The sequence below is a fragment of the Streptomyces sp. NPDC056835 genome (assembly GCF_042789485.1).
Taxonomy (GTDB): Bacteria; Actinomycetota; Actinomycetes; order Streptomycetales; family Streptomycetaceae; genus Streptomyces.
In genome coordinates this window covers 193,657-208,251 of record NZ_JBHUBB010000006.1, presented here as the reverse complement: position 1 = coordinate 208,251, position 14,595 = coordinate 193,657, and the positions used below count along the sequence as shown (strand labels likewise).

At 70.9% G+C, this 14,595-nt stretch carries 1 protein-coding gene; it reads right to left on the bottom strand.

From position 1 onward, the window contains the following. Nucleotides 1-41 precede the first annotated feature (41 nt). Nucleotides 42-14,591 (bottom strand): type I polyketide synthase, encoded by a 14,550-nt coding sequence (locus ACFRMN_RS09280; protein ID WP_383015682.1) that lies wholly within the window; start codon nucleotides 14,589-14,591, stop codon nucleotides 42-44. Nucleotides 14,592-14,595 lie beyond the last annotated feature (4 nt).

Sequence of the window (14,595 nt, the reverse complement as noted above, 5' to 3'; positions counted from 1 at the left end):
ATGCTTGCTAACCCCTCTTGGTAAGAGTCGGGACTCGCGGATCAGGACTTGCCGAGTTCCTCGTCGATGATGTCGAACACGTCGTCCAGCGTTGCCGAGTTCAGGTCGTCCACCGCGGCCTCGGGCTCCTTGTCGTCCCATGTGGACAGGAGCGACCGAAGCCTCAGCCGGATGTCCCCGACCAGCGCGTCATCGGGGTCGAGCTTGGAGATGGTGATCGTCAGCTTGTTCAGCTCGCTGAGCACCGCGGCGGCGGGCGTGCCGCGGTCGGCGAGCACCGTCGTCCGCAGGTGGGCCGCGAGTGCCGCCGGGTTCGGGTGGTCGAACACCAGAGTGGCGGGCAGTCGCGAGTCGACCTCGGCGTCGAGCCTGTTGCGCAGTTCCACGGCGGTGAGCGAGTCGAACCCGAGTTCCTTGAACGCCCGGTCCGCCTCGACGGTCTCCGGTCCCGCGAAGCCGAGCACGGCCGCGGTGTGGGTGCGGACGAGGTGCACCAGCGCCCGGTCCTGCTCCGCCTCGGTGAGGCCCGCGAGCCGCTGGGTGAGCGGTACCGCGCCGGAGCCGTCGCCGGACCGCGCGGACCGGCGGGCGGGTGTGGGCACCAGACCGCGCAGCAGCGGTCGTACCTGTTCCGGGCGGCCTCGCAGTGCGGTCAGGTCGATCGCGGCGGGCACCGCGGTCGCGGCGCCGGTCGCGCGCGCCGCGTCGAACAGCGCCATGCCGTCCGCGGAGGACAGCGGGGCCATGCCGCCCCTCGCCATCCGCTGTACGTCGGCCTCGTCGAGGTGGCCGGTGATGCCGCTGGCCTCGGCCCACAGGCCCCACGCCAGCGATGTCGCGGGCAGTCCGGTGGCCCGGCGGTGCTGCGCGAGCGCGTCCAGGAACGTGTTGGCGGCCGCGTAGTTGCCCTGGCCGGGGCTGCCGAACACACCGGCGACGGCGGAGAACAGCACGAACGCCGTGAGGTCAGTTCCCAGGGTCAGTTCGTGCAAGTGCAGCGCGGCGTCGGCCTTGGGGCGGAACACCGTGTCGATGTGCTCCGGGGTCAGGGACTCGATCACACTGTCGTCCAGCACGCCGGCGGTGTGCACGACAGCGGTCACGGGGTGCTCGGCCAGCAGCGCGGCGACCGCGTCACGATCGCTCACGTCGCACGCCACGGCTGTGACCCGCGCGCCCAGTTCCGCCAGCTCCCGGCACAGCTCCTCCGCACCCGGCACAGCAGCGCCGCGCCTGCCGGTCAGTACCAGGTCCCGAACTCCGTGGCGGGTGACGAGATGCCGCGCGGTCAAGCCGCCGAGCATGCCGAAACCACCGGTGATCAGTACCGTGCCGTCGGGGGCGAACGCCTCCGGCTCGGGCGCGTCGGCCGGAGTGGAGAGCTGTGCCAGCCTGGCCACCGAGGCGGCACCGTTCCTGACCGCGACCTGCGGCTCCCCGGTAGCCACCGCGGCGGGCAGCCTGCGCAGCGACTTCTCGTGCTCGTCCACGTCGACCAGCACGAACCGCTCCGGGTGCTCCGACTGCGCCGACCGCACCAGGCCCCATGCGGGAGCGCGCACCAGGTCCGGGACGTCCTCGTCCGGCCCGGCCGCCACCGCGCCGCTCGTCACCAGCACGAGTCGCGACTCGGCGAGCCTGTCGTCCGCGAGCCACTTCTGGAGCAGGTCGAGGGTGAGGTGCGTCGTCTCGCGGGGGGTCGTCGCGCCCTCGCCGGGCGTCACGGCCACGCGCCGGGGCACGGGCGCTCCGCCATCGACGGCGGCCAGCAGCGCGGCCAGGTCGCCGTGTTCGTCGACCGGCTCACCGGCCGCGGTGAGCGCGTGGGCGAGCCGGGCGGTGTCACCGCCGAGCACCGCCCACGTGCCGGTGTCGGGAGCGGCGTCCGGCATCGGAACCCACTTCACCTCGAACAGCGAGTCCCGGTGGGCGGACCGTGCGAGATTGAGCTGGTCGGCCGAGACGGGCCGCAGGCTCAGTTCGTCGACAGCGGCGACCGGCTCGCCGTAGCCGTCGGCGACCAGCACCGCCACGGCGTCCACGCCGACCGGCGTCAACCGGACCCGCAGCGCCGTCGCACCGGTCGCCAGCAGCCGCACCCCGGCCCACGAGAACGGCAGCCCGTCCGAACTCACCCCGAGCCCGATGACGTGCAGCGCGGCGTCCAGGAGAGCGGGGTGCAGGCCGAAGCCCTCATCCGCGAGGCCGTCCGGCAGCACCACCTCGGCGAACATCTCGTCGCCCTTGCGCCAGGCCGCGCGCAGGCCCTGGAAGGCCGGGCCATGGCTGAGGCCGGAGGGGGCGACGGTGGCGTAGTGGCCGTCCAGCCCGACCGGCTCGGCCTCGCTCGGCGGCCAGGCGACGAGGTCATCGGTGACGGGTTCCGCCTCGGCCGACAGGGTGCCGGTGGCGTGGCGGGTCCAGCCCCCGCCTTCGTCCGTTCGGGAGTCCACGGTGAACGCCCGCCTGCCCGACGCGTCCGGCCCGTCGAGGCTGAGCCGTACCTGGACGCCGTCCCGCTCGGGCAGTACCAGGGGCGCCCCGAGCACCAGGTCGTCCAGCGACGCGCAGCCGACGTGGTCGCCGGCGCGCAGCGCGAGGTCCGTGTAGGCCGCGCCGGGGAGCACCGCGGCGCCCAGGACGCGGTAGTCGGTGAGCCACGGGTGGGTACGCAGGGACAGCCTGCCGCTGAACACGAGGCCCTCGGAGTCCGCGAGTTCGGTGACGGCGACGAGCACGGGGTGGTCCACCCGCCCCAGCCCGGCCGAGGTCACGCCGCCGGACGCGGTGTGCGCCGTCGTGGGCCAGAAGCGCTGACGTTGGAACGGGTACGTCGGCAGGTCCATCCGCCGCGCACCGGAGAGCTCCCACTCCACCTGGCCACCGCGTACGAACAGCGTGCCCGCCGAGGTCATCAGCCGGGCCAGGCTCCCGTCCCCGCGCCGCAACGAGCCGACCACCACACCGTCGGCGCCGGCCAGTTCGCCCAGGCCGGCCACCAGCACCGGGTGCGGGCTCACCTCGACGAAGGCCTTGAAGCCCTCAGCCACCAGCGTGGAGACGGAGTCCGCGAACTCCACTGTCTGCCGCAGGCTCCGGTACCAGTAGGCGGCGTCCATCCCACGGGTCTCCAGCCACCCGCCGGTCAGCGGGGAGAAGTACGGCACGTCACCGGAACGCGGCGACACACTCGCCAGCCCCTCCAGGAGTTCCGCCTCGATCCGCTCGACGTGGTGGGAGTGCGGGGCGTAGTCCGCCAGTACGCGCCGCGCCCACACTCCCCTCTCGGCGCAGACCTCCATCAGCTCGTCCAGCGCGGCGACGTCACCGGACACGACGACCGAGGCGGGGCCGTTCACCACACCGACCGCGAGCTGTCCGTCCCATCGCGTCAGCAACTCCCGTACGGCGTCCACACCGAGAGCGACCGACACCATGCCGCCCTGGCCGGACAGCGTGGTCAACGCCTTGCTCCGCAGGACGACCAGTCGCGCCGCGTCCGCAAGGGACAGGGCACCCGCGACGCACGCTGCCGCGATCTCGCCCTGCGAGTGCCCCAGCACGGCGCTCGGCTCGACGCCCCACGACCGCCAGGTGGCGGCCAGCGACACCATCACCGCGAACAGGGCGGGCTGGACGACGTCCACCCGCTCCATCAGACCGGGATCCCGGATCGCGTCCAGCAGCGACCAGTCGACGAACTCGTCCAGCGCCTCCGCGCACTCCTCCATCCGCGCACGGAACACCGGCGAGGACTCCAGCAGCTCCAGGGCCATGCCGACCCACTGCGAACCGTGGCCGGGGAACACGAACACCACACCGGCACCGCGGTTCTCCGCCACACCGGTCACGACGTTCGGCGTCTCACGGCCGTCGGCCAGAGCGGTGAGACCGGAGAGGAACTCCTCCCGGTCCAGCCCCACCACCACGGCCCGGTGGTCGAACACCGACCGGGACCGCAACGAGTGGGCGACGTCGGCGACCGACACGGCCGCTGCGTGCTCGAACTCCGCACGGAGCCGGGAGGCCTGGTCCCGCAATGCCTCGCCGGACCGCGCCGACAGCACCCACGGCACGACACTCGCCTCACCCGGTTCACCCGGCTCGACCTCGGCCTCGGCCTCGACCGACGTCACCTCGGGGGCCTGCTCGATGATGGTGTGCGCGTTCGTCCCGCTGAATCCGAACGACGACACACCGGCCCGCCGCGGCCGGTCCACGGCAGGCCACTCCCGCTGGTCGGTAAGCAGTTCCATCGCCGCCGTCGACCAGTCCACGTGCGACGACGGCTCGTCCACGTGCAGCGTCTTCGGCAATACACCGTGTCGCATGGCCAGCACCATCTTGATCACGCCGGCCACACCGGCGGCCGCCTGCGTGTGACCGATGTTGGACTTCACCGAACCGAGCCACAGCGGCTCACCGGTGCGGTCCTGTCCGTAGGTGGCCAGCAGTGCCTGAGCCTCGATCGGGTCACCCAGGGTGGTGCCGGTGCCGTGTGCCTCGACCGCGTCCACCTCGGACGGAGCGAGACCCGCACTGGCGAGCGCCTGCCGGATGACCCGCTGCTGGGAAGGCCCGTTCGGCGCGGTGAGACCGTTCGACGCGCCGTCCTGGTTCACCGCGGAACCCCGGACGACCGCGAGGACCTGGTGCCCGTTGCGCTGGGCGTCGGACAGCCGCTCGACGAGCAGCATCCCGATGCCCTCGCCCCAGCCCGTGCCGTCGGCGCTGTCCGAGAACGCCTTGCACCGGCCGTCCACCGACAGCCCGCGCTGGCGGCTGAACTCCACGAACGCGCCGGGCGTCGACATCACCGTCACACCGCCCGCGAGGGCCAGCGAACACTCGCCCGAACGCAGGGCCTGTACCGCCAGGTGCAGTGCCACCAGCGACGACGAGCACGCCGTGTCCACCGTCACCGCGGGGCCTTCGAGACCGAACGTGTAGGACAGCCGACCGGACATGACACTCGCCGCGCTGCCCGTCGCCACGTGCCCGCCGACATCCTCTGCGGCCCCGTCCAGCACCATCCCGTAGTCCTGCACGTTCGAACCGACGAACACGCCCGCCCGCTCGCCACGAACCGAGTTCGGGTCGATGCCGGCCCGCTCGAAGACCTCCCAGGAGGTCTCCAGCAGCAGCCGCTGCTGCGGGTCCATCGCCAGCGCCTCACGCGGCGAGATCCCGAAGAAACCCGAGTCGAAATCCGCCACACGGTCCAGGAAGGCACCCATGCGGCTGTAAGTGGTGCCCGCGTGGTCGGGGTCCGGGTCGTACAGCGCCTCCACGTCCCAACCACGGTCGGCCGGGAACTCCGCCACCGCGTCCCCGCCCGCCAGGAGCACGTCCCACAGATCCTCCGGGCTCGACACACCACCCGGGTACCGGCACGCCATCGCCACAATCGCGATCGGCTCATCCGTCACCTCCGACACCGCGACCGGGGCAACCGGGGTGGCGGCGTCCGCGCCGGACAACTCGACACGCAGAAAGGCGGCCAGCGCGGCGGCCGTCGGATAGTCGAACACCACCGTCGCGGGCAGGGCGACGCCGGTCGCCTCACTCAGTCGGCCACGCAACTCCATCGCCGTCAGCGAGTCGAAGCCCAATTCCTTGAAGGCGCGGGTCGCGGAGAACGCGTCTCCGGACACATGACCGAGCACCGCGGCAGCCTCATACCGAACCAGCTCGGTCAGTTGCCGCTCCTGCTCGGCCACGTCAAGATCCGCGAGCCGCTGCGCGAGAGCCGACACACCCTGCTCCACCGGAGCCGCCCCGAACGCGGCGCGCACCTCGGGCAATTCGTGCAGAAGGAGGCTGGGCCGCTGCGACATGAACGTGCCCGCGAACCGCTCCCAGTCGACATCGGCGACGACAACGTTTCCGTCACCACGTTCCAGAGCCGTGGCCAGACCCGCGATCGCCCCAGCCGGAGCCATCGTTGACAAGCCCCAACGGTGCAGCAGCGCGGCCTGCTCATCGGTCGCGACCATGCCGCCACCGCCCCACGGACCCCATGCGACAGCTGTGGCGGGCAGACCCGCCGCCCTACGGTGCTCCGCCAGGGCGTCCAGGTAGGCATTGGCAGCCGCGTAAGCGCTCTGCCCACTACTGCCCCACACACCGGCGATCGAAGAGAACAGCACGAACGCGTCCAGCGGCGTGTCGCCCAGCAACTCGTGCAGGTGCCACGCGCCGACGACCTTGGCCGCCAGCACATCACCGAACTCGGCGAGATCGTCGGGATCTATGTCGGCGAGAAGGGCCGACCGCTCGATGCCCGCCGCATGCACGACCGCGTTGAGCGACGGAACGCTCGCCAACAGCGCCGCGACAGACTCCCGGTCGGCCATGTCGCAGACGGCGAACGTGACGCGCGCGCCCAACTCGACGAGCTCGGACTCCAGTTCCTCGGCGCCCTCAACGGCCCGGCCGCGACGACCCGTCAGTACGACGTGCTCGGCCCCGTGCTCCGCCAACCAACGCGCCACGTGCGCACCGAGCGCACCGGTGCCGCCGGTCACCAGGATTGTCCCGCGCGGCGACCAGCCCTCCCCGGAGGCGTCCGCACTCAGCGGCGCGGGCACCAGCCTGCGCCCCAGAACCTCGCCACCGCGCAACGCGACCTGGTCCTCACCACTCGTACCGGCGAGCACCGAGGCCAGCAGATCACCGGTCGTCTCATCCCGCACATCGGGCAGGTCCACCAAGCCACCCCAGCGACCGGGATGCTCCAACGCGGCCACCCGGCCAAGACCCCACACCATCGACTGCTCAAACCCGGCAACCACATCACCCGCACCCACCGACACCGCACCCGACGTCACACACCACAACGGCACCGACACACCCACATCACCCAACGCCCCCAGCAGACCGATCGTGCCCGCCACACCCACCGGCACCACCGACCCACCCGCACCCGCACCCGCGAACCCCAGCAGCGACACCACACCACTCAGAGCAGGCAACCCAGCCAACCGCCCCGCCCAATCAACCGCCTCCAGATCCACATACAGCACACGCACGTCCGCACCATTCCGAGCCAGCGCGTCACCAACCCACCCAGCGCCGTCCTCACCCGCCGGCGCGACCACCAGCCACACACCATCCAACAGCCGGCCCCCAGCAGCCACCGGCCGCCAGTCCACCCGATACCGCCAACCGTCCGCAGTGGACCGACTCCGCTGTTCCCTGCGCCACGCGGACAACCGAGGCAACACAGCGCTCAACGGATCATCCGACGACACACCCAGCGTACGGGCAAGATCAGAGAGGTCACCCTCCTCCACGACCCCCCAGAACCGCGCCTCCACCGGCGACATCCGCCCAACGCCCTCATCAGCGTCCGGAGCATCCAACCAATAGCGCTCACGCTGGAACGCATACGTCGGCAAATCCACCCGCCGCACACCACGACCGGCGAACAACACCTCCCAATCCACCCGGACACCACGCACGTACAGCTGGCCCACAGCCGTCGTGGCGGCCACGGCCTCGGGCCGATCACCGCGCAGCACCGGTACGAAGGTCGCTTCCGGCGCGGACTCCTGCCCCAGCGCCGACAGCGTCCCACCCGGCCCGACCTCGACAAACGTCGCCACACCCTCATCCACGAGCGTGCCCACGGCGTCACCGAACCGTACGGACTCACGTACGTGCCGCACCCAGTACTCCGGCGAAGCCAACTCCTCCGCACTCGCCAACCGACCCGTCAGCGTCGACACGATCGGAACCCCCGGCGCCCCGAACGACACCCCCTCCAGCACCCGACGGAACTCATCCAGCATCGGATCCATCAACGGCGAATGGAACGCATGACTCACCCGCAGACGAGACACCTTCCGACCCACGCCACGCCAACGCTCCGCAACCACCTCCACGTCAGCGGCAAGACCCGAAACGACTACTGAGTTCGGGCCGTTCACCGCGGCAATACCGACGGTCTCCGGCAGGTCCGGCGCGACCTCGGCCTCAGAGGCCTGGACCGCCACCATCGCACCGCCCTCGGGCAGCGCCTGCATCAGCCCGGCACGCGCCGAGACCACCGCGGCGGCGTCGGCCAGCGACCACACACCCGCCACATGCGCCGCCGCCAACTCACCGATCGAATGCCCCGCCAGCATGTCGGGATGGACACCCCACGACTCCAACAACCGGAACAGCGCCACCTCGACCCCGAACAACGCCGGCTGCGTCACCCCCGTCTCATTCAGCGCGTCGACGTCCTCACCGAACAGCACCTCGCGCACCACCGGGTCGAACTCCGACAGCACCTCATCCAACGCCTCAGCGAACACCGGGAAACGGGCGGACAGCTCACGCCCCATACCAAGCCGCTGCGAACCCTGACCCGAGAACAGGAAACCCACCCGGTGCGACGCCGCCTCACCCACCACAACACCCGGACCACCCCGCCCCTCAGCGAGAGCGGCCAGAGCCGACTGGAACTCGGCAGGCTCCGCGGCGACAACCACCGCTCTGTGCTCCAACTCCGCACGCGAGAACACCAGCGTACGGCCCACGTCCGCCACGGACAGGTCCGACGACTCGGCCACGAACGACTTGAGTCGCGCGGCCTGCTCCCGCAGCGCCTCGGGGCTCTTGGCCGACAGCGACCACGGGACGACCGCGCCGACAGGCAACGGCTCCGGGGCTTCCGCGCGCTCCACCACGGGGGCCTGCTCGATGATGGTGTGCGCGTTCGTCCCACTGAACCCGAACGACGACACACCCGCCCGCCACGGCTGACCCGTCTCCGGCCACGGCCGAGCCTCCGTCAACAACTCCACCGCACCCGCCGACCAGTCCACGTGCGGCGACGGCTCGTCCACATGCAGGGTGCGCGGCAGCACACCGTGCCGCATGGCCAGCACCATCTTGATCACACCGGCCACACCCGCGGCGGCCTGGGTATGTCCGATGTTCGACTTGATCGACCCCAGCCACAGCGGCCGGCCCTCGGGCCGGTCCTGGCCGTACGTCGCCAGCAGCGCCTGCGCCTCGATCGGGTCACCCAGCGTGGTACCGGTGCCATGCGCCTCCACCACGTCCACATCGGAAGGAGCGAGGCCCGCAGCCGCCTGCGCGGCCCGGATCACCCGCTGCTGCGACGGGCCGTTCGGCGCTGTCAAACCGTTCGACGCACCGTCCTGGTTCACCGCCGAACCCCGCACCACCGCCAGCACCTGATGGCCGTTCCGCTGGGCGTCGGACAACCGCTCCACGACCAGCATGCCGACGCCCTCACCCCAGCCCGTGCCGTCCGCGCCCGCCCCGAATGCCTTGCACCGGCCGTCCACCGACAGCCCGCGCTGCCTGCTGAACTCCACGAACGCGGCAGGCGTGGACATCACTGTCACGCCACCCGCCAGCGCCAGCTCGCACTCGCCCGACCGCAGGGCCTGTACCGCCAGGTGCAGTGCCACCAGCGATGACGAACACGCCGTGTCCACCGTCACCGCGGGACCTTCAAGACCGAACGTGTAGGACAGCCGACCGGAGATGACACTCGCCGCGCTGCCCGTGCCGAAGTAGCCCTCGACGCTGTCCGGCACGGCCATCATCAGCGTCGTGTAGTCCTGGCCGTTGGTGCCGACAAACACACCGGACCGGCTGCCCCGCAAAGAGCTCGGGTCGATGCCCGCCCGCTCGAACGCCTCCCACGACGTCTCCAGCAGCAGCCGCTGCTGCGGGTCCATCGCCAACGCCTCACGCGGCGAGATCCCGAAGAACGCCGGGTCGAAGTCCGCCATGTGGTCGAGGAAGGCGCCCATGCGGCTGTAGGTGGTGCCCGTGTGGTCAGGGTCGGGGTCGTACAGCGACTCCACGTCCCAACCACGGTCGGCCGGGAACTCCGACACCGCGTCCCCGCCCGCCAGGAGTACGTCCCACAGGTCCTCCGGGCTCGACACACCCCCGGGGAACCGGCACGCCATCGCCACAATCGCGATCGCCTCATCCGTCACCCCCGACACGGCGACAGGAACGGAGGCGGCGGAGGCCACACCCGCACCGGACAACTCAACACGCAGAAAGCCTGCCAGCACGGCAGCCGTCGGATAGTCGAACACCACCGTCGCGGGCAGGGCGACACCGGTCGCCTCACTCAGCCGGCCACGCAACTCCATCGCCGTCAGCGAGTCAAAACCCAGCTCCCTGAAGGCGCGGGTCGCGGAGAACGCGTCACCCGACACATGACCCAGCACCGCGGCAGCCTCATACCGAACCAACTCGGTCAGCTGCCGCTCCTGCTCAGCCACGCCAAGACCCGCGAGCCGCTGCGCGAGAGCCGACACACCCTGCTCCACCGGAGCCGCCTCGAACACGGCACGCACCTGCGGCAGTTCACCCAGCAGCGGGCTGGGCCGCTGCGACATGAACGTGCCCGCGAACCGCTCCCAGTCCACATCCGCGACGACAACGTTCCCGTCACCACGCTCCAAGGCCATACCGAAACCGGCGAGCGCCGCCTCAGGAGCCATCGTGGTCAGGCCCCTGCGCTGGAGCTGTGCGTCCTGTCCGGCGTCCGCGACCATGCCGCCACCACCCCACGGACCCCACGCGACAGCTGTGGCGGGCAGACCCGCCGCCCTACGGTGCTCCGCCAGGGCGTCCAGGTACGCGTTCGCCGCGCCGTACGCGGCCTGGCCTCCACTGCCCCACACACCGGCGATCGAGGAGAACAGCACGAACGCGTCCAACGGCGTGTTGGCCAGCAGTTCGTGCAGATGCCTGGCGCTGTCGGCCTTGGTCGCCAGCACATCGGCGAGATCGTCGGGATCTATGTCGGCGAGAGGAGTCGACCGCTCGATGCCCGCCGCATGCACGACCGCGTTGAGCGACGGAACGCTCTCCAGCAGCGCCGCGACGGACTCCCTGTCCGCTACGTCACAGACGGCGAACGTGACGCGCGCGCCCAACTCGACGAGCTCGGCCTCCAGTTCCTCGGCGCCCTCAGCGGCCCGGCCACGACGGCTCACCAGCACGATGTGCTCGGCCCCGTGCTCCGCCAGCCAACGCGCCACCCGACCACCCAGGGCGCCGGTGCCGCCGGTGACCAGGACCGTGCCGCGCGGCGTCCAGCCCTCCCCGGAGACATCGCCCAGCGGCGCGGGCACCAGCCTGCGCCCCAGAACCTCGCCACCGCGCAACGCGACCTGGTCCTCGCCGCTCGTACCGGCGAGCACCGAGGCCAGCAGATCACCGGTCGCCTCGTCCCGCACACCGGGCAGGTCCACCAAGCCACCCCAGCGGCCAGGATGCTCCAACGCGGCCACCCGGCCAAGACCCCACACCATCGACTGCTCAAACCCGGCAACCACATCACCCGCACCCACCGACACCGCACCCGACGTCACACACCACAACGGCACCGACACACCCACATCACCCAACGCCCGCAACAAACCGATCGTGCCCGCCACACCCACCGGCACCACCGACCCACCCACCTCGGCCAGTCCCAGCAGCGACACCACACCACTCAGAGCAGGCAACCCAGCCAACCGCCCCGCCCAATCGACCGCCTCCAGATCCACATACAGCACACGCACGTCCGCACCATTCCGAGCCAGCGCGTCACCAACCCACCCAGCACGGTCCTCACCCGCCGGCGCGACCACCAGCCACACACCATCCAACAGCCGGCCCCCGGCAGCCACCGGCCGCCAGTCCACCCGATACCGCCAGTCATCAGCCAAGGAACGATCCCGCTGCTTCCTGCGCCACGCGGACAACCGAGGCAACACAGCACTCAACGGATCATCCGACGACACACCCAGCGTACGGGCAAGATCAGAGAGGTCACCCTCCTCGACAACATCCCAGAACCGTGCCTCCACCGGCGACATCCGTTCAACGCCCTCATCAGCGTCCGGAGCGTCCAACCAGTAGCGCTCACGCTGGAACGCATACGTCGGCAAATCCACCCGCCGCGCACCACGACCGGCGAACAACACCTCCCAATCCACCCGGACACCACGCACGTACAGCTGGCCGACGGCGGAAGTCAGCGCGACGAGCTCGGGCCGGTCGCCGCGCAAGGCGGGTACGAAGGCGGCCTCCGGGGCGTTGAGCTGCCCGAGACCGGACAGCACACCACCGGGACCGATCTCCAGGCAGACGTCGACGCCCTGCTCGCGAATCGCGACGATCGCGTCGTGGAACCGTACGGACTCACGTACGTGCCGCACCCAGTACTCCGGCGAGGCCAACTCCTCCGCACTCGCCAACCGACCCGTCAGCGTCGACACGATCGGGATCTCGGGCGCCCCGAACGACACACCCTCCAGCACCCGACGGAAGTCATCCAGCATCGGATCCATCAACGGCGAATGGAACGCATGACTCACCCGCAGACGAGACACCTTCCGCCCCACCCCACGCCAACGCTCCGCAACCACCTCCACATCACCGGCAACACCCGAAACCACCACCGACGACGGACCATTCACCGCCGCGATCCCCACCGTGTCAGGCAACTCCGACGCAACCTCGGCCTCAGACCCCTGCACCGCCACCATCGCACCACCCGACGGCAACGCCTGCATCAACCCGGCACGCGCCGACACCACCTCGGCAGCATCAGCCAACGACCACACACCCGCCACATACGCCGCCGCCAACTCACCGATCGAATGCCCCGCCAGCACATCCGGCCGCACACCCCACGACTCCAACAACCGGAACAACGCCACCTCGACCCCGAACAACGCCGGCTGCGTCACCCCCGTCTCGTCCAACGCCCCGGCATCCTCACCGAACAACACCTCACGCACCACCGGATCGAACTCCGACAGCACCTCATCCAACGCCTCGGCGAACACCGGGAACCGCTCCGCCAACTCACGCCCCATACCAAGCCGCTGCGAACCCTGACCCGAGAACAGGAAACCCACCCGGTGCGACGCCGCCTCACCCACCACAACACCCGGACCACCCCGCCCTTCGGCAAGAGCGGCGAGCCGGTCGCAGGTGGTGGTCCGGTCCTCGGCCAGCAGGACGGCGCGGTGCTCGAACACGGATCGTGTCGTGGCCAGCGAGAAGCCGACACCGACCGGGTCGAAGTCGGCGGAACCCTCCACGGCGGACAGGAGGCGGTCAGCCTGCGCGCGCAGCGCGTCGGGGGTCCGGGCGGACAGCACCCACGGCGCGGCAGAGGTGACCGGCGGATCGGCGTCCACCGGGGACGCCGGATCAGCGGTGGGCGCCTCTTCCAGGATGATGTGGGCGTTCGTGCCGCTGACGCCGAACGAGGACACACCGGCGCGGCGCGGTTCGCCGGTCTCCGGCCACGGCTGCCCCTCGGTCAGCAGCGCGACGGTGCCCGCCGACCAGTCGACGTGGCTGCTCGGCTCGTCGGCGTGCAGGGTCTTGGGCAGCACACCGTGGCGCATCGCCATGACCATCTTGATGATGCCGCCGACCCCGGCCGCCGCCTGGGCGTGGCCGATGTTCGACTTCAACGACCCCAGCCACAGCGGCCGGTCTGCGGTCCGCTCCGCGCCGTACGTCGCGATGAGGGCCTGTGCCTCGATCGGGTCGCCGAGTGTGGTGCCGGTGCCGTGCGCCTCGACCGCGTCGACCTGTGCCGGGGTGAGCCGCGCGCTCGCCAGTGCCTGGGTGATCACCGTCTGCTGGGACGGTCCGTTCGGCGCGGTCAGACCGTTGGACGCACCGTCCTGGTTCACCGCCGAACCGCGGATCACCGCCAGCACGGGGTGGCCGTTGCGGCGGGCGTCGGACAGCCGCTCCGCCAGCAGCATCCCGACCCCTTCGCCCCAGCCCGTGCCGTCGGCGCTGTCGGAGAACGCCTTGCAGCGGCCGTCCAGGGACAGGGCGCGTTGCCGGCTGTACTCGACGAACGTGCGGGGCGTGGACATGAATGTGGCGCCGCCCGCGAGTGCCAGAGAGCACTCCTCGCGGCGCAGCGCCACCATTGCCAGGTGTAGCGCCACTAACGAGGACGAGCACGCCGTGTCCACCGTCACCGCGGGCCCGACGAGGCCGAGCGTGTAGGCGATCCGGCCGGACGCGATGCTGCCCGCGCTGCCGTTGGCGAGGAAGCCTTCGAACCCTTCGGGCGCCTGCGGCAGCCGCGCGGCGTAGTCGTTGTACATGACGCCCGCGAACACGCCGGTCCTGGTGTCCCTGGCCCGCGTCGGGTCGATGCCCGCGTGCTCGAACGCCTCCCACGACGTCTCCAGCAGCAGCCGCTGCTGCGGGTCCATCGCCAGGGCCTCGCGCGGGCTGACCCCGAAGAACGCCGGGTCGAAGCCCGCGGCGCCCTGGAGGAAGCCGCCGTGCCGGGTGATCGACGTGCCCGCGTGCTCCGGGTCGGGGTCGTAGAGCGCGTCGACGTCCCAGCCGCGGTCGGCCGGGAATTCCACCACGGCGTCCCGGCCGTCGGCCAGCAGCCGCCACAGGTCTTCCGGCGACTCGACACCACCGGGGTAGCGGCAGCTCATCCCGATGATCGCGATGGGTTCGTTCTCCCGCTCCTCGACCTCGTGCAGGCGGCGGCGTGTGGTGCGCAGATCGGTGGTGGCCCGCTTGAGGTAGTCGCGGAGCCTGTCCTCGTTTTCCATCTGG